The sequence below is a fragment of the Acinetobacter sp. AR2-3 genome (assembly GCF_001878775.1).
GTDB lineage: Bacteria > Pseudomonadota > Gammaproteobacteria > Pseudomonadales > Moraxellaceae > Acinetobacter > Acinetobacter lwoffii_D.
Map to the genome: position 1 here is coordinate 48,386 of NZ_MJIQ01000038.1, position 20,382 is coordinate 68,767.

Below are 20,382 nucleotides of genomic sequence, written 5' to 3' on the forward strand. Positions count from 1 at the left end.
GTTTCTCCTTACACGCGACGTTTTTTAGGTGGACGGCAACCGTTGTGCGGGATTGGCGTCACATCGGTAATGCTGTTAATTTTATAACCCACTGCACCTAAAGCACGAACCGCAGATTCACGACCAGGACCAGGACCTTTTACAAGGACGTCCAAGTTTTTCAAACCGTAGTCTAAAGCAGCTTTACCAGCAACTTCAGCAGCTACCTGAGCAGCGAACGGAGTTGATTTACGTGATCCACGGAAGCCTTGTCCACCTGAAGTGGCCCAAGCCAGTGCATTACCTTGACGATCGGTAATAGTCACAATGGTGTTATTAAAAGAAGCGTGAATGTGTGCGACACCTTCAGAGACGGTACGAGTGACCTTCTTGCGTGCGCGAGTATCTTTAGCCATCTTTTAGCTTCCAGAAATCTTATTTCTTAATAGGTTTGCGCGGACCTTTACGGGTACGAGCGTTAGTTTTGGTGCGTTGACCGCGGACAGGCAAGCTGCGACGATGACGAAGACCGCGGTAGCAGCCTAGATCCATTAAACGTTTAATGTTCATGGAAATTTCGCGACGTAAATCACCTTCGGTCGGAACCTTAGCAACTTCTGCACGAATCGCATCAAGCTGAGCGTCATCTAATTCACGGATCTTAGTAGTTGGAGCAATACCAGCAGCAGCTAAGATAGCTTTTGAAGTATGGCGACCAATACCAAAGATATACGTTAGAGAGATAACAGCGTGCTTGTTATCCGGAATGTTTACACCGGCAATACGAGCCATTCAATTTTCTCCAAAAAGGCAGTAGATAATCAACCGCCCCACAAAAATCTTGAGGGGCGGATAATAACCTAATTCGCCTACAGAAATCAACAGGTCTTAATCAGATTAACCTTGACGCTGCTTATGACGAGGTTCTGCGCTACAAATTACGCGGATAACCCCATTACGACGGATAACTTTACAGCTACCACAAATTTTCTTAACAGAAGCTTGTACTTTCATGATGAAACCTCAAGTGCGCTTATCCCTTAGGATGAGCAGTCGTTTTTCTCATTAACGTTTGATTATCGTATTGGTGCGAAGTGAGGTGTGATTGCAGCTGAGCCATAAAGTCCATCACTACTACCACAACAATCAGCAAAGAGGTACCACCCAAATAGAATGGAATACCAAATGAACTTTGCAATACCATCGGCATCAAACAAATGACTGCGATATAAATCGCGCCAATAAACGTCAAACGATTGAGAATATGATCTAAGTAACGAGCAGTTTGCTCACCTGGACGTATACCAGGCACGTAAGCTCCGCTGCGTTTCAAGTTCTCTGACACTTCTTTAGGACTAAATACCAGTGCTGTATAGAAGTAACAGAAAAAGATAATTAACGCACCAAAGAGCACCAAATACAACGGCTGACCAGGCGACAACACCAATGCTACATCTTGCAGGCTACGCTTAATAAATCCAGCATTTGGATCTGCACTACCCACCCACTGACCTAAGCTCGCAGGGAACAAAAGCAATGAGCTGGCAAAAATTGCCGGAATCACACCCGCCATATTAATTTTTAATGGCAAATGTGTCTGCTGTGCAGTAAATACACGACGACCTTGTTGTTTTTGAGCATAGTTTACCGGAATACGACGTTGCGCTTTCTCGATAAACACGATCGCTGCCAAAACACCCAGAGATAACAAACCAAAAATTACCAAGCCAATCAGGCTGGTCTGGCCATTATCTACAGATGAGAAAGATTGCATAATCAGATTAGGCAATCCGGCAACAATACCCGCGAAGATGATCATGGAAATACCATTCCCCACCCCACGCTCGGTAATCTGTTCACCCAACCACATCAAGAACATGGTCCCCGCAACCAATGAGGTTACTGCAGGAACATAAAAAGCCAAACCAGTATTCAGGGTAATCCCCTGACTGATCAGGCCTGCACACATACCTACCGCCTGTACCAGCGCTAAGAATAATGTGCCTTGTCGTGTGTATTGATTAATTTTACGTTTGCCTTGCTCGCCTTCTTTCTTTAAAGCTTCCAGCGAAGGAACCACAGTTGACATCAACTGCACGATAATCGATGCAGAGATGTATGGCATGATCCCGAGAGCAAGAATAGACATTCGTTCTAATGCCCCACCAGAGAACATGTTAAACAAACCAAGGATGGTACCTTGGTTTGCATTAAACAAGTTTTCTAACGCAGCATTATTGATGCCTGGTACTGGAATATGCGCTCCTAGTCGAAACACCAACAACGCACCAATGAGAAACATCATTCGACGAATAATTTCACGGTATTTCACATGAAATGGTTGGCCTTTCATCATGTTGACATGACCTGAAGAACTAGGAGTCATAGACACTGGGGATTACTCCTCGACTTTGCCGCCAGCAGCTTCAACAGCAGCTTTAGCGCCTTTAGTCAATGCAACACCTTGAACAGTGAATGCACGAGTAATTTCACCAGAAAGTACGATACGAGCACGGATCATGTCTTTACGTACAACGTTCGCAGCTTTTAAAGTTTCAAGAGACACGATGTCGCCTTCAACTTTAGCAAGCTCAGATAAACGTACTTCAGCAGTTTTCAAAGCCAATTGGCTAGTGAAGCCGAATTTAGGCAAACGACGATAAAGTGCTGTTTGACCGCCTTCGAAACCTGGACGAGTACCACCGCTCTTACGTGAGTTTTGACCTTTGACACCACGGCCACCGGTCTTACCAACGCCAGAACCGATACCACGGCCTAAACGAAGGTTGTCACGTTTAGCACCTTCTGCAGGTGCAATTGTATTTAAACGCAGAGTCATGGCTTATTCCTCTACACTAACCATATAGTAGACTTGGTTGATCATACCACGGTTAGAAGGTGTGTCTAACACTTCTACAGTATGACCAATACGACGCAGACCTAAACCTTGCAGGCTAAGCTTGTGATTTTTCAAGCGGTGCGATGCAGATTTAGTCTGGGTAACTTTAATCGTTTTCATGATTGATTACCCTTGAATTTGTTCTACTGAAAGACCACGTTTCGCAGCAACCTTTTCAGGAGTAGTCATATCACGCAAACCATTGAAAGTTGCGTTTACTACGTTAGCAGCGTTAGTAGAACCACGGCATTTAGTCAACACGTTACGTACGCCTACAGCTTCTAGAACTGCACGCATAGCGCCACCAGCAATTACACCTGTACCTTCAGAGGCAGGCTGCATGAATACGCGGCTAGCGCCGTGACGTGCATGAATTGGGTGCTGTAACGTACCATCAACAAGGTCAACAGTAATCATATTGCGACGAGCAGCTTCAAGTGCTTTAGAGATAGCAGCTGGAACTTCACGTGCTTTACCACGACCAAAACCTACGCGACCATTACCATCACCCACAACAGTTAATGCTGTGAAAGAGAAGATACGACCACCCTTAACAACTTTGGCTACACGATCAACGGCAACCAGCTTTTCAACAAGACCTTCGTTTTGTTCAACTTTAGCCATGATTAGAACTCCAAGCCGTTTTCACGAGCAGCATCAGCCAAGGCTTTGATACGACCATGATATTTAAAACCAGAACGGTCAAATGCAACTTTAGTAACACCAGCTGCTTTAGCGCGTTCTGCGATTAAAGCACCTACTTTTTGAGCTGCTTCAACGTTACCAGTTGTACCCGCACGTAGAGTAGCGTCTAAAGTAGAAGCTTGCGCTAATACTTTGCCACCATCTGCAGAGATAACTTGAGCATAGATGTGACGCGGAGTGCGGTTTACACACAAACGAGTCGCACCCAATGCACGGATGTGCAAGCGTGTGCTTTTCGCACGACGCAAACGGGATTGTTTCTTTTCGTTCATAAGAACCTCGCGCCTTATTTCTTCTTAGCTTCTTTACGAAGTACAACTTCGTCAGAATAACGAACACCTTTGCCTTTATATGGCTCTGGTGGACGGTAACCACGGATATCTGCAGCAACCTGTCCTAAAGCTGCTTTATCAGCAGATTTAAGAATGATTTCAGTTGCAGTTGGAGTTTCAGCAGTTACACCTGCAGGAAGTGCATAATCGATCGGATGAGAGAAACCAAGGTTAAGATGAACAACGTCACCTTTAACCGCAGCTTTATAACCAACACCGATAAGCTGTAACTTACGTTCGAAACCTTCGCTAACACCTTTTACAAGGTTGTTAAGCACAGCGCGAGCAGTACCAGCTTGCATCCAAGCGTCTTTCGACTCTTGTACTGGAGCAATAGCTAGAATACCGTCTTCCTGTTTAAGCTCGACCAGCGCATGCAGGTTGAAAGACAATGTACCTTTAGTGCCTTTCACTTCGACCTGCCGGCCGTTCTGAGTAACTGTTACACCGTTAGGTACAGTTACTGGGGCTTTAGCCACACGAGACATGAGGAATCACCTATTAAGAAACAAAAGCAATAACTTCACCACCAACGCCTGCAGCACGTGCAGCGCGATCAGTCATGATGCCTTTGCTTGTAGAAACAATTGCAATACCTAAACCTTGCTTAACGCTAGGAAGTGCATCTTTACCGCGATACTGACGTAGACCTGGACGGCTTACGCGCTTCACAGTTTCGATAACTGGTTTGCCTTCGAAATACTTTAAAGTCAAAGTAAGAGTTGGTTTGCCTTCAGCATCCGCAACTTCTACGTTTGAAATATAACCTTCTTGTTGAAGTAAGTTAGCAATTGCTACTTTCAACTTAGAATTAGGCATAGAAACAGTTTGTTTCTTTGCCATTTGTGCGTTACGAACACGTGTTAGCATGTCGGCAACGGTATCTTGCATACTCATCTATAGTGCTCCTTACCAGCTTGCCTTAACAACGCCAGGTACATCACCTTGCATTACTGTTTCACGTAATTTGTTACGGCTTAAACCGAACTTACGGAAGTAACCATGAGGACGACCAGTTAAACCACAACGGTTACGTAGACGTACTGGAGATGCATTACGTGGTAATGCTTGTAATTTCATCATCGCTTCGAAACGTTCTTCGTCTGATGCATTTACGTTTGCAATAACAGCTTTTAATTCAGCACGTTTTACAGCGTATTTAGCAACAGTAGCTTCGCGTTTCAATTCGCGATTAATCATACCTTTCTTAGCCATATCGACCTCTTATTTGAACGGGAAGCCGAATGCACGCATAAGCGCACGGCCTTCGTCATCGGTGCGAGCAGTCGTAGTAATGGTAATATCCATACCACGAATACGATCAATCTTGTCAAAATCGATTTCAGGGAACATGATTTGTTCCTTAAGACCCATTGAGTAGTTACCACGACCGTCGAATGATTTCGCAGAGAAACCACGGAAGTCACGGATACGAGGGATCGCAATCGAGATCAAACGGTCCAAGAATTCGTACATACGTTCGCCGCGTAAAGTAACTTTACAACCGATCGGCCAACCATCACGGATTTTAAAACCAGCGATTGATTTACGAGCTAACGTAAGTACTGGTTTTTGACCAGCGATAGCTTGCATATCTGAAAGAGCACCATCAAGGAGTTTTTTGTCAGCAGCAGCTGCGCCAACACCCATGTTGATCGTGATTTTAGTGATGCGAGGAATCTCCATCACATTCTTAACGCCCAATACTTCTTGTAATTGAGCTTTAAGTTCGTCGTTGTAACGTGTTTTAAGTCTGGCCATGGCCTATATCAACCTATTACTTCGCTACCGCCACTGATTCACCATTTGATTTGAATACGCGAGTTTTCACGCCATCAATCACTTGGTAACCAACACGGTCAGCCTTTTGGGTTGTAGCATTAAAAACTGCCACGTTTGAAATATGAAGCGAAGCTTCCTGAGTTACAACGCTACCTTCAGCGCCTGTAGCACGGTTTGGCTTCTGATGCTTCTTCACCAAGTTAAGGCCTTCAACCTTAACACGGTCATTAGAAACAGACAGAACAGTACCCTGTTTGCCTTTTTCTTTACCTGCGATCACAATTACTTGATCGCCTTTTTTAATCTTAGCCATGATCGCCTCTTATAGAACTTCAGGAGCCAATGAAATAATTTTCATGAACTGTTCAGTACGAAGTTCACGAGTCACTGGTCCGAAAATACGAGTTGCAATCGGCGCTTTGTTGTTGTTCAAAATAACAGCAGCGTTATCGTCGAAACGAATCACTGAACCGTCTGCACGACGGATACCGAATTTTGTACGAACCACAACCGCATTCATCACGTCACCTTTTTTAACACGTGCGCGTGGAATTGCTTCTTTTACAGTAACTTTAATAATGTCGCCAACAGAAGCATAACGACGATGCGAGCCACCAAGTACTTTAATACATTGTACGCGGCGTGCACCACTGTTGTCTGCTACGTCGAGCATAGTTTCGGTCTGAATCATTGCCCTACTCCAAAACCGAGCAACACCGGTCGAAATTTCGAAAGGCTCAAAGAGTACTCGAAATTGACCGATGATGCAACAAGAACGTTAATTACTCAGCAGCTGCTTCAACAACTTCAACTAAAGTCCAAGACTTAGTTTTAGAAATTGGGCGGCTTTCTTTAATGGTTACAACATCACCAGCTTTCGCTGTGTTGTTCTCATCATGAGCATGTAATTTTGTTGAACGGCGGATTAATTTGCCATACAACGGGTGTTGAACTTGGCGTTCAATAAGAACAACGATAGATTTATCCATCTTGTCGCTTACAACTTTGCCAGTTAACGTGCGGACTGTTTTATCACTCATTGTCCGTTCCCCTGTTTTTCGGTAAGGAGGGTCTTAATACGAGCAATAGTCTGACGAGTAAGTGCAACTTCATGCGATTTACCCAATTGACCAGTTGCTTTCGCCATACGAAGACGGAATTGGTTAAGCTGTTGCTCATCAAGCAAAGCTGTCAACTCTTCTACCGACTTTTCACGTAGATCTTTAGTTTTCATTACATTACCGTCCGAGTCACGATAGCGGTTTTAAACGGAAGCTTAGCTGCTGCAAGCGTAAACGCTTCGCGAGCCAATTCTTCGTTAACACCATCAATTTCGTACAAGACTTTACCTGGTTTGATTTGGCAAACCCAATATTCCACAGAACCTTTACCTTTACCCATACGCACTTCAAGAGGCTTAGAAGTAATCGGCTTGTCCGGGAATACACGGATAAAGATCTTACCACCACGCTTAATACGACGGCTAATTGTACGACGCGCTGCTTCAATTTGACGCGCAGTCATTTGACCACGTTCAACTGATTTAAGTGCAATAGTACCGAAAGATACTGTGCTACCGCGGTGTGCTAGACCAGTGTTACGGCCTTTCTGCACTTTACGGAATTTAGTACGCTTAGGTTGCAACATGGATTATTCTCCTTTTTCAGCAGAACGATCATTGCGACGACCACGACGCTCTTGACCTTCACCACGACCACGACCGCGTTTAGCTGGACGCTCTTCTGCTGGAGCTGGGTTCATGACTTGTTTCATGCCGCCCAAGATCTCACCACGGAAGATCCAAACTTTAACACCGATCGTACCGTAAGTAGTCTCAGCACGCATAGTCGCATAGTCGATATCTGCACGAAGCGTATGTAGAGGTACACGACCTTCACGATACCACTCAGTACGAGCAATCTCAGCACCACCTAAACGGCCTGAAACTTCTACTTTGATACCTTTAGCACCAGCACGCATGGTGTTTTGTACCGCACGCTTCATAGCACGACGGAACATTACACGTTTTTCCAATTGAGAAGCGATAGCTTCAGCAACTAGACGCGCGTCTAAGTCTGGACGATCAATTTCATTGATACTTACTTGCGCAGGAACACCCATAATAGATGTCAATTCGCGTTGTAGTTTCTCAATATCTTCGCCTTTTTTACCGATCACGATACCTGGACGAGCAGTGCTAATAGTTACTTTAGCAGCGCCTGTAGGGCGTTCGATAAGAATATTGCTGATCATCGCGTTTTTAAGTTTTTTGATCAAAAACTCACGAACTTGAAGATCTTTAAGCAAGTATTCAGCGTATTGTTTCGGATTCGCATACCAGTTAGCGTTATGACGTTTCACAACACCTAGGCGGATACCGATTGGATGAACCTTCTGACCCATATCAAACCCCTACCTTAACGGTGATGTGACAAGTACGCTTAGTAATACGATCTGCACGGCCTTTAGCACGTGGCATAATACGTTTCAGGCTCATGCCTTCATCAACGTAGATCGTAGAAACTTTAAGGTCGTCTACATCTAAACTGTTATTGTGTTCAGCATTTGCAATCGCAGATTCCAACGCTTTCTTAACTAGAACTGCAGCTTTTTTGTTGCTGAAGTTAAGGATGTTAAGAGCGTGCGCAACAGATTTGCCGCGGATAAGATCTGCAACCAAACGAGCTTTTTGTGCCGAGATAGCGGCACCGCGTAATTTAGCAGTTACTTCCATCATAGCACCCATTAACGTTTAGATTTCTTGTCAACACCGTGACCGCGATAGGTACGAGTTGGTGCAAATTCACCAAGCTTGTGACCAACCATGTGCTCAGAAACGATCACAGGAACGTGGTTACGGCCATTGTGTACAGAAATTGTTAAACCAACAAAATCCGGGAGGATCATCGAACGACGCGACCAAGTTTTGATCGGCTTACGGTTATTAGCCGCGATAGCCGCTTCAACCTTAGCGAACAAGTGCGCATCGACGAATGGGCCTTTTTTCAGAGAACGAGGCATTGTCAGATTCCTTTACTTGTTACTTAACGCGACGGTCGCGAATAATCATCTTAGTCGTACGCTTATTGGTACGTGTCTTGTACCCTTTAGCTTTTTGACCCCATGGGCTTACAGGTTGAATACCTTTGTTACGCCCTTCACCACCACCATGTGGATGGTCAACTGGGTTCATCGCCATACCACGAACGGTAGGACGAACACCACGCCAGCGTGATGCACCAGCTTTACCTAGTGAACGAAGGTTGCTTTCTGAGTTAGATACTTCACCTAACACAGCACGGCATTCAACGTGAATTTTACGCATCTCGCCTGAACGCAGACGAACGATAGCGTAAGAACCGTCACGACCCAACAGCTGAACTGAAGTACCAGCTGAACGAGCTAACTGCGCGCCTTTACCGATTTTAAGTTCGATGTTGTGAAGAGTAGAACCGATAGGCATGTTGCGAAGCGGCAAGCAGTTACCTGGACGAATTGGAGCATCGTTACCAGACTGTACTTTATCGCCAGCGCGAAGGCCTTTAGGAGCGATGATATAACGACGCTCACCATCAGCATACAATACAAGTGCAATGTGTGCAGTACGGTTAGGATCGTATTCGATACGCTCTACAGTTGCAGGAATACCATCTTTGTTACGTTTAAAATCAACTAGACGGTAGTGCTGCTTGTGACCGCCACCAACGTGACGAGTCGTGATGTGACCGTTATTATTACGGCCGCCAGTACGTTTTTTAGCTTCAACCAACGGAGAGTATGGTGCGCCTTTGTGAAGGTGATCGTGAACCACTTTCTCTACAAAGCGACGTCCTGGAGACGTTGGCTTACATTTTTGAATAGGCATAATTCTCGTCCTTATTCCGCTGTGCTTTCAGCGGTATCGCCCAAGTCAGCCATTTCAACATCTTGGCCAGCTTTCAGGGTGACGTATGCTTTTTTAACATCAGAACGACGTCCTAATGTTTTACCAAAGCGTTTAGACTTACCTTTAGTGATAGTCGTGTTAACTTTAACAACTTCCACACCAAAGAGTTGTTCCACTGCTTTTTTGATTTCAAGCTTGTTTGCATTTAATGCAACTTTAAACACTTGAACACCAGCAGTTTCACCTAAAACTTGTGCTTTTTCTGAGAATACAGGTCCTTGCAGGACTTGATAGATACGTTCGTTGTTCATCCGAGTTCTACCTCAATTTTCTTAGCAGCAGCTACAGACATAACAACTTTGTCGAACGCAATCAAGCTAACCGGATCGATTGCAGCAGCATCAACCACATCAACGTGTGGAATGTTGCGCGCAGCAAGATACAGGTTCTCATCAACAGCATCAGTAACGATCAATGCGCGAGTCGCATTCAAGTCGTTAAGTTTTGCAAGCAATTCTTTAGTTTTTGGAGCTGCAACAGCAAACTCTTCAACTAAAACTAAGCGATCTTGACGAACAAGTTCAGCTAGGATGCATTGCATAGCACCGCGGTACATTTTACGGTTTACTTTTTGAGACCAGTCTTGTGGACGAGCAGCAAAAGTTTTACCACCGCCAACCCAGATTGGGCTACGAATAGAACCAGCACGAGCGCGGCCAGTACCTTTTTGACGGAATGGCTTGCGACCACCGCCAGAAACGTCTGCACGTGATTTCTGAGCTTTTGAACCTTGACGGCCACCAGCTAAATAAGCTGTAACCACTTGGTGAACAAGAGCTTCATTAAATTCACGACCGAACGCAACTTCTGATAATTCAACAGCAGAGCCGGAAACAGTATTTAAATTCACGTTATTTCCCCTCAGGCCTTGATCGTAGGACGAACGATTACGTCGCCACCAGTAGCACCAGGAACCGCGCCTTTAACAACTAGAACTGAACGTTCTGTGTCGATAGCAACGATCTCAAGACCCTGTGTAGTTACGCGTTCAGCACCTAAATGGCCAGCCATTTTTTTGCCTTTGAATACGCGACCAGGAGTCTGGTTTTGACCAGTAGAACCTAAAACACGGTGAGAAACTGAGTTACCGTGAGTTGCATCTTGCGTACGGAAGTTCCAACGCTTAACACCACCTTGGAAACCTTTACCTTTAGATTGACCAGTTACGTCAACAACTTGACCAACTTGGAACAATTCAACGGTAAGCGTACCACCAACTTCACGACCTTCAAGATCAGCTTCTGTAGCACGGAATTCTTGAACTAGACGACCAGCTGCAACACCCGCTTTCGCGAAGTGGCCTTTCTGAGCGTTAGTTACGCGAGATTCGCGACGTTCACCAGTAGTGATTTGAATCGCTTGATAACCATCAGTTTCAAGCGTTTTGATTTGAGTGATGCGGTTAGGATCAAACTCAATCACTGTAACAGGCACAGAAACACCAGCATCTGTAAAGATACGTGTCATACCGCACTTGCGACCGACTAAACCAATAGCCATGTGCATAAACCTCTAAAAAAGCGGCCTAATTAACTTAGAGTGTTAATTAACCCGAAAGCCTTAACCCAATGCGATCTGAACATCAACACCAGCTGCAAGATCTAACTTCATCAATGCATCTACAGTTTTGTCTGTAGGTTGAACGATGTCGATCAAACGCTTGTAAGTACGGATTTCGTACTGGTCACGCGCGTCTTTGTTTACGTGTGGTGATGTTAAAACGTTAAAACGTTCAATGCGTGTTGGCATTGGAATTGGACCACACACTTGTGCGCCAGTACGTTTTGCGGTTTCTACGATTTCTTGAGCTGATTGATCAATCAGGCGATGATCAAAAGACTTAAGACGGATACGAATTCTCTGGTTAGACATACCAGTAAACTCCAAGCCAAATATATAAAGAATCACTCTTGACGCATCTCACCCCACTTTATATGGGCAAGTGTCAAGAGCAGTGAAATATCACTAAGGTCATGATCGATGCCACGACTGTAACGATAGTTAACTACTTTATTCGCAGTTAACCCCCTTCCTATTGAAGGGTCGCTTATTATAGCCATTGTTTAATGCATAAGCAAATCTCTTTTATGGTTTTATCCAAGTTTTCAATTTATGACTTAAAACAATAGTTTATTGTTTAAATACTAGGCAGTTTTTGCCAAAACATATTCTATAGCACGATTTAACATCTGATTTCCTTCAATAAATTTTTGCTTCGTGGTTTTTTTTAATTCAAATAAATTTTGCACATATTTTCCTGAAAATTGCGCAAGCTCTTCTTCATTTTCCAAAAACAATGCCAGGGTTTCCGGCGTGATTTCAGGATGAAACTGGAAGCCCAATACATTTCTGCCCAACTGGTACATCTGATTACGACAGGCTTCATTTTCTGCCAGATGGACTGCACCTTTGGGCAATTCAAATGTTTCATTGTGCCATTGCAGAATATTAAACTGCTCCGGCAGGCTAAAACACGTCTCTGGTAGATTCGCCACTCTGTGCACCGTGGTCCACCCCAATTCTTGTTCTGGATTGCGACTAACACCTGCACCCAAAGCATTTGCAATCAACTGCCCACCCAGACACAGGCCAATTGCTGGTTTACCATGCGAAAGATAGCGACGCAACCAGCGTTTTTCTATTTTTAACCAAGGGAAATTCGCTTCATCATTCACACTCATGGTACCACCCATAATGATCAGCAAATCCACTTCTTCCACTGCAGGCAGCGCCTCGATCTCCAAAGGTCGATCGACGGGTAAAGCAAAAAATTCAGTCGCTGTAATGTGCGCCTGATGCTGCTTTAAAAATTCATAACAACTACCAAAACCTTCACCAGCAATATGCTGAAAATAATGCACTTTTAAATGCGATTTCATGCTCCTCAACCTATTTTTTTAGCTATATAGATTTAGGTTTTGCAAAAATGAAGCCAACTTTTTATAAGACTTGTTGTTTTTAAACAATTCACAACGTAACTGGCAGTGAGTCACAGATTCTCTTAAGCTAGAGTAATATTTGATTACATTTGAGCGCATTCACGTGAAACAAGACCCTCAAACTCGCCTGATTCATGCACCACGAAAGGCTCCTCAAGCGATTTCCACCATTCAGCCTCCCCTCTATCGTGCATCGACGATTATCTTTAACAATACCGATGCCCTGTTTAATCGCCATTGGACCGATGACTATGACTATAGTTATGGCACGCATGGCACGCCTACGACCTTTACGCTGGGCGATAACATCGCACAGCTCGAAGGTGGTTTATATCACCTGCTCGCACCGAGTGGTTTATCCGCGATTAATCTCGTGAATTCTTGCTTTTTAAGCCAAGGAGATGAGGTTTGGGTGGCTGACAATATCTATGGTCCAAACATGGAACATTTACGCAATCTGGAAAAGCGTTATGGAATTACGGTTAAGGTCTACAATCCCATAGAGCTTGATACATTTCAGCCTACAGATAAAGCCAAACTGATCTGGCTCGAGGCTGCTGGCTCAGTCACCTTGGAATTTCCGGATCTGGCTGGTTTAGTGAAAAAAGCTCAGGCACACAATATTCTTACTGCGCTGGATAATACCTGGGGCGCAGGTCTGGCTTTTGATGCCTTTGATTTTAGTGAAGAGCATTTAAGTGTAGATATGACGGTACATGCACTGACCAAATATCCAAGCGGCGGGGGTGATATTCTGATGGGCTCGGTGGTTACGCGAGATAAGGCCCTGCATCACAAACTGTTCCGCGCACATGCCATTCAGGGCATTAGTGTTTCTGGTGATGATGTGGCACAGATACAACGCAGTCTGGCTTCGATGCAACTTCGCTATGAACATCAGTCGAAAAGTGCACTGGCATTAATGACATGGCTTCAACAGCAAGCCGAGTTTGTACAGGTGCTGCATCCTGCTGACCCGGACAGCGCAGGCCATCAGTACTGGAAAGAAATTTGCAAGCAAGGTGATAGTGCCGGCCTGGTCAGCGTGATCTTTGACAGCACATACGTAATGCAGGATATCCGGAATTTCTGTGATAGCTTAAAACTGTTTAAGCTTGGCTTTAGTTGGGGTGGCCCTGTCAGTCTGGTCATGCTATATAACTTAAAAGACATGCGTGTGCTGGAACATTCACACTTAAAAGACGGCTTGCTGGTTCGTTTCTGTATTGGACTGGAATATCCGGAAGATTTGATTCAAGATATTCAGCATGCACTAGAACAAATGAAAAAACTTAAAAACGAATAATAAATAACAGGAAAAGCTATGGGTAGACCAATTGTTATTGCTAAAAAAACTGCGGATACCACACAGGATATTGTGCTGCATTCCCAACTTGCCAATCGACATGGCTTGATTGCAGGTGCCACTGGTACCGGAAAGACTGTGACTTTAAAAGTATTGGCGGAGAGCTTTTCTCGAATTGGTGTACCTGTATTCCTCGCCGATGCCAAAGGCGATGTGTCCAGCCTGGCCAAAGCAGGTGAAAGCAGCCCCAAGTTTGATGAACGGATTAAAAGTCTCAATATCGAGTCCATTCCTTTTGCAGCCTCACCAGTGGTGTTTTGGGATTTATTTGGCGAACAGGGTCATCCGATTCGCACTACCATTTCTGAAATTGGCCCGCTGCTGCTGGCGCAAATACTGAATCTGAATGACACCCAGGAAGGCGTTTTATCTGCCGTGTTTCGGATTGCCGATGATCAGGGTTTATTGCTGATCGACTTTAAAGATCTGAAAGCGATGCTGAGTTATGTCTCTGAGCATGCGGCTGACTTTAAAGCTGAATATGGCAATCTTTCACCCGCCAGTCTCGGTGCGATTCAACGTAATTTGTTAGCACTGGCTGACCAAGGCGGTGACCAGTTTTTTGGCGAGCCGGCGCTGGATCTGATGGACTTTTTGCAGACGGATAGTCAAGGACGTGGCAATATCAATTTGTTGGCGGCTGACAAGCTGATGAATACGCCTAAGCTATATGCCACGTTCTTACTCTGGATGCTCTCCGAGCTGTTTGAACAGCTTCCCGAAGTCGGCGATCTGGACAAACCTAAACTGGTGTTTTTCTTTGATGAAGCCCATCTCTTATTTGATAATGCCAGCCCTGCCCTGCAAGAAAAAATTGAGCAGGTGGTGCGTCTAATTCGCTCGAAAGGTGTAGGGATTTATTTTGTCACGCAAAATCCGTTGGACTTACCTGAAAGTGTCTTAGGCCAGCTCGGCAATCGGGTTCAACATGCTTTGCGGGCTTTCACTCCCAAAGATCAAAAAGCAGTGAAAACCGCAGCAGAGACTTTCCGAGCCAATCCTGAATTTAAAGTCGATCAGGTGATTACCGAACTTGCTGTCGGTGAAGCCCTAATTAGCTGCCTGGATGAAAAAGGCATTCCGCAAATAGTAGAGCGTGGCTGGGTCATGCCGCCGCATTCATCCTTTACACCGATCTCGCTTGAAGAACGCAAGGCTCTCATGCAGCAAAGTATTGTCGCCGGTATTTATGAGCAGCCAGTCGATCGGGATAGCGCCCATGAAATGCTGCAAAACAAGGTCGCAGAACGCCAGCAACAGGCTCAGGCCGCCGAACTTGCCAAACAGCAAAGCAAGGAACAGGAAGCTCTTGCCAAGCAGCAAATTAAAGAACAGGAACGTCTGGCACGAGAACAGCAAAAAGAAGCTGAACGCGCAGCCAAGCAACGAGAAAAACTGACTCAGGATATTGTCGGCACCTTTGCCAAAAGTGCTGCCCGCAGCCTGGGCGGGAGTACTGGGCAGAAAATTGTGCGCGGCTTACTGGGTTCGCTGTTTGGCCGCAAATAATCACCCTCCTTTTCCGATCATCATCACACTTTTTATGGGATATTCTTATATCCCATAATTTTTTATGGTTTTATGACTATGCACTATTGTAAAGCCATTTTAAAAGATGTAAATTAAATGCATCTTTTAAAAAACATCTGTAGACGGCTCTCATGACTCCACAACATATCGAACTTGTACAAGCGACTGTTCCTGTTTTACGTGAAAACGGCGTAGCACTTACCACGTATTTCTATAACCGCATGCTGAACAACCATCCAGAGTTAAAAAACACCTTCAACATGGATCATCAAAGTACTGGCCGTCAACCACGTGCCTTGGCTGCCGCAGTACTTGCCTATGCTGAAAACATTACCAATCCGGGCGTTTTGGCCAAAGCCATCGAACGTATTACCACTAAACATGTCAGCCTGGATATTCAGCCGGATCAATATGCGATTGTCGGTGACAACCTGTTGCACTCGATCAGCGAAGTTTTAGATGTACCCATGGACTCAGACCTGATCGCAGCCTGGAAAGAAGCGTATATGCAACTGGCAGATATTTTGATTGGTGTGGAAAAATCTAAATATGCCACTCTAGCTTCTGAAAATGGTGGCTGGGCGGGCTGGCGCGAATTTGAAGTGGCAGCAGTCAATGATACCGATGCAGGTAAAATCTTTACGCTTAAAGCTAAAGATGGTGCTGCGATTGCAAGTGCTGAAGCGGGTGAACATATTTCAGTACGTGTACAGGTGCCTGAACAGCACATTCGTCAACCACAACAGTTTAGCTTTGACCAGGCTCAAAACGAGCAATATCAAATTACTGTGAAAGCGGAAGAAAATCCAACCGCATTCTCGGTTGCACAGACCCTGATCAACCACTACAAAGTTGGTGATGTGGTCGAAGTGTCTGCCCCGCTCAAGCTTTAATTGCAAAAACGGTTTAGACTAGCATCAGATTCTGATTAAAAGCTCCATTCGTGGAGCTTTTAGCATTCAATTCTTTCATTTTCTAGCTGTTGATCTTATGCAACTCAATAAATTCACTGACTATGCGCTTCGGATCCTGATGTATGTCGCACAGCCACGTGATCTCCCTTATACCATTGCAGAGCTTGCCGAGCGCTTGCAGGTTTCACAAAATCATGCCATGAAAATCGTGCACTTTATGGCGAAACAGGATTGGCTGATCACCACACGTGGCAAAGGTGGCGGCATACGTTTAAATCCGGCAAGCCTGAACCTTCAACTGGGACAGATTGTGCGGATCCTGCAACGCGACAGCAATGTAGTGGAATGCAATAGCCCACCCTGCGTGTTACGTCCGATTTGTGGTTTAAAAAGTATTTTAGATGATGCGGTTGAACAGTTTTATAGCAGTCTGGACCAATATGTGCTTAAAGATGTGATTAGGCCACGAAATGCGCGTTTCAGTAGAAATTCTCCGATCGGCCTAGTTAATCTTTAAAGTCTTGCGGGTCAGGTCTTGTGACTTATTCTTGCGGCAAAGTTCGCTTGCCTGTGCGACTTCCTTTATAATGTTTCATTGTAGATCATTTATTGAAGTTGAGTTATGCACCACAGCAGAGGAAAATCCAAAAACAGTAAGACAGCCCATGCGCCTAAGCAAAAGATCAGCTATGAGAAAAAAGTTGATTCTGCCATTACTGAATATTCTGTGCGCGCACTCAACTGGCTACGCAAAGCCGAATTTTTAATGAGTGCACCCAAACTCAGTCTTTGTGTAGAAGATACAGGCTATGAAATTGCTTTTGCCGGCCGCTCGAATGCAGGTAAGTCTAGTGCGATTAATGCCCTGACTAACCAGAAACAGCTGGCACGTGCATCGAAAAAACCTGGCCGCACCCAGATGATCAACTTTTTCAGTCTGGGTAATCCGGATCAGCGTCTGGTCGACTTACCCGGTTATGGTTATGCGGCTGTGCCTGAAAAAATGAAACTGGTCTGGCAAAAAGAACTGGAAAACTACCTGATTCATCGCCAGAGCTTACAAGGCCTGGTATTGTTGATGGATATCCGTCATCCCCTGCAACACTTCGATGTGATGATGCTGGAATGGGCTTATTCCCGCCAGTTGTTCGTGCATGTCTTGTTAACCAAGTCAGATAAACTAAACCGTGGTCCTGCATCCAAAGCCTTGCAGGAAGTCAAAGCGGCATTGAAAAAGATGAAGCTGGATTTCTCGATTCAACTGTTTTCCTCCATGAACAAACAAGGTTTAGAAGAACTGGCCAGTGTCATGGGTGGTCGTTTGAACTTTACCTTAGATCAAGCGTCTGAATATGATCTGGACAGTATTCCTGAAGCATCAGCGCATGATTTGAATGAATCCGATGAACCGCTTGGAGAACTCGAGCTTAGTGAAACTGATTCAGAGCATATTACTGAAGTATCGATGCATGCTTTAAATGAAGCTGAAGAACCACTGAAATTGCTTGAGCAGGATCAATCCGAGCTTAAAGCGGCAGATGAGCTAAATCAGAATAAGCGTTCAGCGGATTAAGATCCATATCACCGCAATGGTCTGGGATTGTTCTTGATTTATTAAAACTTACCTTATAAAAAAAGCAGACCAATGGCCTGCTTTTTTTATTTTTTAAATGTTTTAGCTATCTGTAGCTTGAAGATCGGGTTCACGTGTATGCCGATCTACCACCACACTGATCATCATATCTCCCTGAACATTCACGACTGTGCGTACGGTATCCAGTAAACGGTCGATCGGTAAAAGAATGGCAATCGCCTCGGCAGGCAAACCGACCGATTGCAAGACCATAATCATGGTCACCATACCGGCACTCGGAATTCCCGGTGCACCCAAGGATGCAATCATCGCCGTCGCACAGACCACCAGCTGCTGCCCCAGACTGAGATCCAGCCCCATTAAATTGGCAATAAATAGAGCTGCAGCTGCTTCATACAGCGCCGTACCATCCATATTTAACTGTGTACCGAGTGGAATTACAAAGCCTGCAGTATGTGGACGCACACCTAAATTTTCCTGCGCGCATTTCATCGACAAGGGCATGGTGGCCGAACTGGAACTGGTGGCAAAGGCAGTAATCAAGGCAGCACGTGTGCCTTTAAAGAACGTGACCGGATCCATCTTGCCGAAAATCCACAGCAATAAAGGCAAAACCACGATGCCATGAAAAATCGTCGTACCGGTGACTACCGCAGCGAATTCAGCCAGACGACTGAGAACTGAAACATCTTCAGTGGCAATTAATTTAGCCAATAAGGCAAAAATACCGAGCGGTGCCAGTTTCATCACCCAGCCAATCATCAACATCATGATTTCAAAAAACTGGTGACTCAGCTTGCGCACAGTACGGAATTTATCTCCACCTGCGACTAGTGCTACACCAACAAATAGCGCAAAGACTACCACCGCCAAGACATTGCCATCGGCAAAGGCTTTAAACGGATTGATCAGGGTATTTTGAATAAAGTTGGTAAAGAAAGAAGATGGCGTGAGCGTATCCGGTGTTTGATGTTGTGCCATGGCATCCTGGAACATCAGTACATCGACGCCTTTGCCCACATCAAACAGATGCGCACACGCCAGACCTAAAATGAGCGCCAAGGTGGTGGTGGTCACACAACACATCAGGGTAATTTTCCAGGTACGGCTCAGTTGCCCACCCGCCTGCAGATTGGATACACCGACCACGATTGAGCTAAAAATCAGCGGCACTAACAGCATTTTTAACAAGCCAATAAAAATACTGCTGACAATACCGATGCCATATAAGCTGATATCAAAAAATGAGGTCTGCGGAAATATCGTCAATAGAAATCCAAACAGCACCCCCAATACGGCGGCAATTAGAATTTGCGTATTTAAGCTCATCTTTTCATGCATTTTTAATATTGATCTTAAGCCGCACTATGCCATGCGAATTCTACAGAATCGAGTAATATTTTATAAACGCGGCGTGAGGACATGATATCAAATGGCCATTTTCATCCGGCTTAAAAACAAAAAGCCGAATCAGGGATTCGACTTTTTGAGCAGGAAGAAAAATTACTGTGTTTCGATTTCACGTAAACGGATCAAGCCTTCCTGAGAGGTACTGCAGACCAGCTCACCGTTCTGCCACATCCGGCCAAAATTCAGGCCACGCGAACTGGCGCTTTGGGTGGCATCCATATCGTAAAGCATCCACTCATCCGCACGGAACGGTTTATGGAAGTACATGGCATGGTCAATACTGGCACATTGTAAACTTGGCGAGATATAGCTCAGACCATGTGGACGAAGCGCCGTGGTCATCAAGGTAAAGTCGGAATAGAAAGCAGCAATGGCCTGATGCAAAGAGATCTGATCAACTTCTGCAGCAATACGGTCATGCGTACGGATATAGTGCGCATAAGACGGTGCTTCAGGTTGAGGCTGGAATGGATTTTGCGGATTGACCGGGCGAATTTCCACATGACGATCACGGGTGAAGGACGCACGGACATTTTCCGGAATAAACTCAATCATTTGTTTGATCAGTTCTGCTTCATTTTTCAGGCTTTCTGCTGGCGGATATTCCGGCTCTGAAATCTGGTAATTGAGACCTTCTTCCTGATGCGCAAAAGACACCATACACATAAAAATAGTGCGACCATGCTGAATCGCACGTACTTGACGGCTGACAAAGCTCTTGCCGTCACGGATACGATCCACTTCATAAATAATCGGTGCGTTGACATCTCCGCCAAACAGAAAATAGGCATGTAACGAGTGTGCCGGACGGTCTGTGGTATAAGACGCAGCGCGGAGTGCCTGCCCTAAAACCTGCCCACCAAACACGCGCTTGCCCACCAGATTACGGCTGATTCCCCGAAAAATGTTTTCTTCTAACTTTTCCAAGCTGAGCAGCTCGACCAGTTCCTGTGTTAAGGCATTCATAAGCAACCTACGTAATATTG

Annotated in this window: 31 protein-coding genes and 2 pseudogenes; 5 read left to right on the forward strand and 28 right to left on the reverse strand. The window is 45.1% G+C overall.

Annotated features, from left to right (window positions below; translation table 11 throughout):
• Positions 1–8: 8 nt before the first annotated feature.
• The 26 genes and pseudogenes from rpsK to BFN00_RS07260 form a co-directional block, all read right to left on the reverse strand.
• Positions 9–395 (reverse strand): 30S ribosomal protein S11, encoded by a 387-nt coding sequence (gene rpsK, locus BFN00_RS07135; protein ID WP_004281491.1) that lies wholly within the window; start codon positions 393–395, stop codon positions 9–11.
• 19 nt (positions 396–414) lie between these two features.
• Positions 415–771 (reverse strand): 30S ribosomal protein S13, encoded by a 357-nt coding sequence (rpsM, locus tag BFN00_RS07140; protein WP_004281492.1) that lies wholly within the window; start codon positions 769–771, stop codon positions 415–417.
• Between the two features lie 105 nt (positions 772–876).
• Positions 877–993 (reverse strand): 50S ribosomal protein L36, encoded by a 117-nt coding sequence (gene rpmJ, locus BFN00_RS07145; protein WP_000867907.1) that lies wholly within the window; start codon positions 991–993, stop codon positions 877–879.
• Between the two features lie 19 nt (positions 994–1,012).
• A complete protein-coding gene (gene secY / locus BFN00_RS07150) occupies positions 1,013–2,332 on the reverse strand; it encodes a preprotein translocase subunit SecY (protein WP_171057005.1) in 1,320 nt (439 codons plus the stop codon).
• A gap of 45 nt (positions 2,333–2,377) precedes the next feature.
• On the reverse strand, positions 2,378–2,818 hold the full coding sequence (rplO, locus tag BFN00_RS07155; protein WP_004281494.1) for a 50S ribosomal protein L15: 441 nt from the start codon (positions 2,816–2,818) through the stop codon (positions 2,378–2,380).
• A gap of 3 nt (positions 2,819–2,821) precedes the next feature.
• Positions 2,822–2,998, reverse strand: a complete 177-nt coding sequence (gene rpmD, locus BFN00_RS07160; RefSeq protein ID WP_004281495.1) for a 50S ribosomal protein L30 — start codon at positions 2,996–2,998, stop codon at positions 2,822–2,824.
• Positions 2,999–3,004: 6 nt separating this feature from the next.
• The gene (gene rpsE / locus BFN00_RS07165; RefSeq protein ID WP_004281496.1) at positions 3,005–3,502 is read right to left on the reverse strand and encodes a 30S ribosomal protein S5; all 498 of its coding nucleotides are present in this window, start codon (positions 3,500–3,502) and stop codon (positions 3,005–3,007) included.
• A gap of 2 nt (positions 3,503–3,504) precedes the next feature.
• On the reverse strand, positions 3,505–3,855 hold the full coding sequence (gene rplR / locus BFN00_RS07170) for a 50S ribosomal protein L18 (RefSeq protein ID WP_004281497.1): 351 nt from the start codon (positions 3,853–3,855) through the stop codon (positions 3,505–3,507).
• Positions 3,856–3,869: 14 nt separating this feature from the next.
• Positions 3,870–4,403: a 50S ribosomal protein L6 gene (rplF, locus tag BFN00_RS07175; protein WP_004645059.1), complete on the reverse strand. Its 534-nt coding sequence runs from the start codon at positions 4,401–4,403 to the stop codon at positions 3,870–3,872.
• Between the two features lie 13 nt (positions 4,404–4,416).
• Positions 4,417–4,812 carry a 30S ribosomal protein S8 gene (rpsH, locus tag BFN00_RS07180; protein WP_004281499.1) on the reverse strand — a complete coding sequence of 132 codons (396 nt, stop codon included), beginning with the start codon at positions 4,810–4,812 and terminating at the stop codon, positions 4,417–4,419.
• Positions 4,813–4,824: 12 nt separating this feature from the next.
• On the reverse strand, positions 4,825–5,130 hold the full coding sequence (gene rpsN / locus BFN00_RS07185) for a 30S ribosomal protein S14 (RefSeq protein ID WP_004645058.1): 306 nt from the start codon (positions 5,128–5,130) through the stop codon (positions 4,825–4,827).
• A gap of 9 nt (positions 5,131–5,139) precedes the next feature.
• Positions 5,140–5,676, reverse strand: coding sequence for a 50S ribosomal protein L5 (rplE, locus tag BFN00_RS07190; protein WP_004645057.1), 537 nt, complete (start codon positions 5,674–5,676; stop codon positions 5,140–5,142).
• A gap of 16 nt (positions 5,677–5,692) precedes the next feature.
• A complete protein-coding gene (rplX, locus tag BFN00_RS07195) occupies positions 5,693–6,010 on the reverse strand; it encodes a 50S ribosomal protein L24 (RefSeq protein WP_004281502.1) in 318 nt (105 codons plus the stop codon).
• Between the two features lie 9 nt (positions 6,011–6,019).
• Positions 6,020–6,388 (reverse strand): 50S ribosomal protein L14, encoded by a 369-nt coding sequence (gene rplN / locus BFN00_RS07200; RefSeq protein WP_004281503.1) that lies wholly within the window; start codon positions 6,386–6,388, stop codon positions 6,020–6,022.
• A 91-nt stretch (positions 6,389–6,479) separates the two neighbouring features.
• A complete protein-coding gene (gene rpsQ / locus BFN00_RS07205) occupies positions 6,480–6,737 on the reverse strand; it encodes a 30S ribosomal protein S17 (RefSeq protein ID WP_004281504.1) in 258 nt (85 codons plus the stop codon).
• A complete protein-coding gene (gene rpmC, locus BFN00_RS07210) occupies positions 6,734–6,931 on the reverse strand; it encodes a 50S ribosomal protein L29 (RefSeq protein WP_004281505.1) in 198 nt (65 codons plus the stop codon). The genes rpsQ and rpmC overlap by 4 nt, the downstream gene beginning before the upstream one ends.
• Positions 6,931–7,344 carry a 50S ribosomal protein L16 gene (rplP, locus tag BFN00_RS07215; RefSeq protein WP_004281506.1) on the reverse strand — a complete coding sequence of 138 codons (414 nt, stop codon included), beginning with the start codon at positions 7,342–7,344 and terminating at the stop codon, positions 6,931–6,933. The genes rpmC and rplP overlap by 1 nt, the downstream gene beginning before the upstream one ends.
• A pseudogene (rpsC, locus tag BFN00_RS07220) lies at positions 7,284–8,100 on the reverse strand (30S ribosomal protein S3). The gene rplP and the pseudogene rpsC overlap by 61 nt, the downstream one beginning before the upstream one ends.
• Before the next feature lies 1 nt (position 8,101).
• On the reverse strand, positions 8,102–8,431 hold the full coding sequence (gene rplV, locus BFN00_RS07225) for a 50S ribosomal protein L22 (protein ID WP_001982638.1): 330 nt from the start codon (positions 8,429–8,431) through the stop codon (positions 8,102–8,104).
• An 11-nt stretch (positions 8,432–8,442) separates the two neighbouring features.
• On the reverse strand, positions 8,443–8,718 hold the full coding sequence (gene rpsS / locus BFN00_RS07230) for a 30S ribosomal protein S19 (protein WP_004281508.1): 276 nt from the start codon (positions 8,716–8,718) through the stop codon (positions 8,443–8,445).
• A 19-nt stretch (positions 8,719–8,737) separates the two neighbouring features.
• On the reverse strand, positions 8,738–9,562 hold the full coding sequence (gene rplB, locus BFN00_RS07235) for a 50S ribosomal protein L2 (RefSeq protein WP_004281509.1): 825 nt from the start codon (positions 9,560–9,562) through the stop codon (positions 8,738–8,740).
• A gap of 11 nt (positions 9,563–9,573) precedes the next feature.
• Positions 9,574–9,894 (reverse strand): 50S ribosomal protein L23, encoded by a 321-nt coding sequence (gene rplW, locus BFN00_RS07240; RefSeq protein WP_004281510.1) that lies wholly within the window; start codon positions 9,892–9,894, stop codon positions 9,574–9,576.
• Positions 9,891–10,493 (reverse strand): 50S ribosomal protein L4, encoded by a 603-nt coding sequence (rplD, locus tag BFN00_RS07245; protein WP_004281511.1) that lies wholly within the window; start codon positions 10,491–10,493, stop codon positions 9,891–9,893. Before rplD ends, rplW begins: the two co-directional genes overlap by 4 nt.
• Before the next feature lie 11 nt (positions 10,494–10,504).
• A complete protein-coding gene (gene rplC, locus BFN00_RS07250; RefSeq protein ID WP_071850873.1) occupies positions 10,505–11,143 on the reverse strand; it encodes a 50S ribosomal protein L3 in 639 nt (212 codons plus the stop codon).
• Between the two features lie 60 nt (positions 11,144–11,203).
• Positions 11,204–11,515: a 30S ribosomal protein S10 gene (rpsJ, locus tag BFN00_RS07255; RefSeq protein ID WP_000070912.1), complete on the reverse strand. Its 312-nt coding sequence runs from the start codon at positions 11,513–11,515 to the stop codon at positions 11,204–11,206.
• Between the two features lie 272 nt (positions 11,516–11,787).
• Positions 11,788–12,522: a type 1 glutamine amidotransferase gene (locus BFN00_RS07260; protein ID WP_005108602.1), complete on the reverse strand. Its 735-nt coding sequence runs from the start codon at positions 12,520–12,522 to the stop codon at positions 11,788–11,790.
• Between the two features lie 163 nt (positions 12,523–12,685).
• Here BFN00_RS07260 and BFN00_RS07265 point away from each other — a divergent pair, with 163 nt between their 5' ends.
• The 5 genes and pseudogenes from BFN00_RS07265 to yihA all read left to right on the forward strand — a co-directional run.
• Positions 12,686–13,888, forward strand: a complete 1,203-nt coding sequence (locus BFN00_RS07265; RefSeq protein WP_071850875.1) for a PLP-dependent transferase — start codon at positions 12,686–12,688, stop codon at positions 13,886–13,888.
• An 18-nt stretch (positions 13,889–13,906) separates the two neighbouring features.
• Entirely contained in the window at positions 13,907–15,457 is a 1,551-nt protein-coding gene (locus tag BFN00_RS07270) for a helicase HerA-like domain-containing protein (protein ID WP_005249894.1), read from the forward strand.
• Between the two features lie 152 nt (positions 15,458–15,609).
• Positions 15,610–16,371: a globin domain-containing protein gene (locus tag BFN00_RS07275; RefSeq protein ID WP_071850877.1), complete on the forward strand. Its 762-nt coding sequence runs from the start codon at positions 15,610–15,612 to the stop codon at positions 16,369–16,371.
• Positions 16,372–16,468: 97 nt separating this feature from the next.
• The gene (locus BFN00_RS07280; protein ID WP_071850878.1) at positions 16,469–16,909 is read left to right on the forward strand and encodes an RrF2 family transcriptional regulator; all 441 of its coding nucleotides are present in this window, start codon (positions 16,469–16,471) and stop codon (positions 16,907–16,909) included.
• A 105-nt stretch (positions 16,910–17,014) separates the two neighbouring features.
• Positions 17,015–17,791 (forward strand): annotated as a pseudogene (yihA, locus tag BFN00_RS07285) (ribosome biogenesis GTP-binding protein YihA/YsxC); the annotation flags it as partial.
• 276 nt (positions 17,792–18,067) lie between these two features.
• On the opposite strand, the gene BFN00_RS07290 reads toward yihA, so the two are convergent.
• A complete protein-coding gene (locus tag BFN00_RS07290) occupies positions 18,068–19,315 on the reverse strand; it encodes a dicarboxylate/amino acid:cation symporter (RefSeq protein WP_071850882.1) in 1,248 nt (415 codons plus the stop codon).
• A 174-nt stretch (positions 19,316–19,489) separates the two neighbouring features.
• Positions 19,490–20,362 carry an acyl-CoA thioesterase gene (locus BFN00_RS07295; RefSeq protein WP_071850884.1) on the reverse strand — a complete coding sequence of 291 codons (873 nt, stop codon included), beginning with the start codon at positions 20,360–20,362 and terminating at the stop codon, positions 19,490–19,492.
• Positions 20,363–20,382 lie beyond the last annotated feature (20 nt).

What these genes read in the sequence shown, in the direction of transcription:
- rpsK (WP_004281491.1), bottom strand. Translation starts at nt 395, where the DNA reads ATGGCTAAAGATACTCGCGCACGCAAGAAGGTCACTCGTACCGTCTCT.
- rpsM (WP_004281492.1), bottom strand. Translation starts at nt 771, where the DNA reads ATGGCTCGTATTGCCGGTGTAAACATTCCGGATAACAAGCACGCTGTT.
- rpmJ (WP_000867907.1), bottom strand. Translation starts at nt 993, where the DNA reads ATGAAAGTACAAGCTTCTGTTAAGAAAATTTGTGGTAGCTGTAAAGTT.
- secY (WP_171057005.1), bottom strand. Translation starts at nt 2,332, where the DNA reads ATGAAAGGCCAACCATTTCATGTGAAATACCGTGAAATTATTCGTCGA.
- rplO (WP_004281494.1), bottom strand. Translation starts at nt 2,818, where the DNA reads ATGACTCTGCGTTTAAATACAATTGCACCTGCAGAAGGTGCTAAACGT.
- rpmD (WP_004281495.1), bottom strand. Translation starts at nt 2,998, where the DNA reads ATGAAAACGATTAAAGTTACCCAGACTAAATCTGCATCGCACCGCTTG.
- rpsE (WP_004281496.1), bottom strand. Translation starts at nt 3,502, where the DNA reads ATGGCTAAAGTTGAACAAAACGAAGGTCTTGTTGAAAAGCTGGTTGCC.
- rplR (WP_004281497.1), bottom strand. Translation starts at nt 3,855, where the DNA reads ATGAACGAAAAGAAACAATCCCGTTTGCGTCGTGCGAAAAGCACACGC.
- rplF (WP_004645059.1), bottom strand. Translation starts at nt 4,403, where the DNA reads ATGTCTCGTGTGGCTAAAGCCCCAGTAACTGTACCTAACGGTGTAACA.
- rpsH (WP_004281499.1), bottom strand. Translation starts at nt 4,812, where the DNA reads ATGAGTATGCAAGATACCGTTGCCGACATGCTAACACGTGTTCGTAAC.
- rpsN (WP_004645058.1), bottom strand. Translation starts at nt 5,130, where the DNA reads ATGGCTAAGAAAGGTATGATTAATCGCGAATTGAAACGCGAAGCTACT.
- rplE (WP_004645057.1), bottom strand. Translation starts at nt 5,676, where the DNA reads ATGGCCAGACTTAAAACACGTTACAACGACGAACTTAAAGCTCAATTA.
- rplX (WP_004281502.1), bottom strand. Translation starts at nt 6,010, where the DNA reads ATGGCTAAGATTAAAAAAGGCGATCAAGTAATTGTGATCGCAGGTAAA.
- rplN (WP_004281503.1), bottom strand. Translation starts at nt 6,388, where the DNA reads ATGATTCAGACCGAAACTATGCTCGACGTAGCAGACAACAGTGGTGCA.
- rpsQ (WP_004281504.1), bottom strand. Translation starts at nt 6,737, where the DNA reads ATGAGTGATAAAACAGTCCGCACGTTAACTGGCAAAGTTGTAAGCGAC.
- rpmC (WP_004281505.1), bottom strand. Translation starts at nt 6,931, where the DNA reads ATGAAAACTAAAGATCTACGTGAAAAGTCGGTAGAAGAGTTGACAGCT.
- rplP (WP_004281506.1), bottom strand. Translation starts at nt 7,344, where the DNA reads ATGTTGCAACCTAAGCGTACTAAATTCCGTAAAGTGCAGAAAGGCCGT.
- rplV (WP_001982638.1), bottom strand. Translation starts at nt 8,431, where the DNA reads ATGGAAGTAACTGCTAAATTACGCGGTGCCGCTATCTCGGCACAAAAA.
- rpsS (WP_004281508.1), bottom strand. Translation starts at nt 8,718, where the DNA reads ATGCCTCGTTCTCTGAAAAAAGGCCCATTCGTCGATGCGCACTTGTTC.
- rplB (WP_004281509.1), bottom strand. Translation starts at nt 9,562, where the DNA reads ATGCCTATTCAAAAATGTAAGCCAACGTCTCCAGGACGTCGCTTTGTA.
- rplW (WP_004281510.1), bottom strand. Translation starts at nt 9,894, where the DNA reads ATGAACAACGAACGTATCTATCAAGTCCTGCAAGGACCTGTATTCTCA.
- rplC (WP_071850873.1), bottom strand. Translation starts at nt 11,143, where the DNA reads ATGGCTATTGGTTTAGTCGGTCGCAAGTGCGGTATGACACGTATCTTT.
- rpsJ (WP_000070912.1), bottom strand. Translation starts at nt 11,515, where the DNA reads ATGTCTAACCAGAGAATTCGTATCCGTCTTAAGTCTTTTGATCATCGC.
- BFN00_RS07260 (WP_005108602.1), bottom strand. Translation starts at nt 12,522, where the DNA reads ATGAAATCGCATTTAAAAGTGCATTATTTTCAGCATATTGCTGGTGAA.
- BFN00_RS07270 (WP_005249894.1), top strand. Translation starts at nt 13,907, where the DNA reads ATGGGTAGACCAATTGTTATTGCTAAAAAAACTGCGGATACCACACAG.
- BFN00_RS07275 (WP_071850877.1), top strand. Translation starts at nt 15,610, where the DNA reads ATGACTCCACAACATATCGAACTTGTACAAGCGACTGTTCCTGTTTTA.
- BFN00_RS07280 (WP_071850878.1), top strand. Translation starts at nt 16,469, where the DNA reads ATGCAACTCAATAAATTCACTGACTATGCGCTTCGGATCCTGATGTAT.
- BFN00_RS07290 (WP_071850882.1), bottom strand. Translation starts at nt 19,315, where the DNA reads ATGAGCTTAAATACGCAAATTCTAATTGCCGCCGTATTGGGGGTGCTG.
- BFN00_RS07295 (WP_071850884.1), bottom strand. Translation starts at nt 20,362, where the DNA reads ATGAATGCCTTAACACAGGAACTGGTCGAGCTGCTCAGCTTGGAAAAG.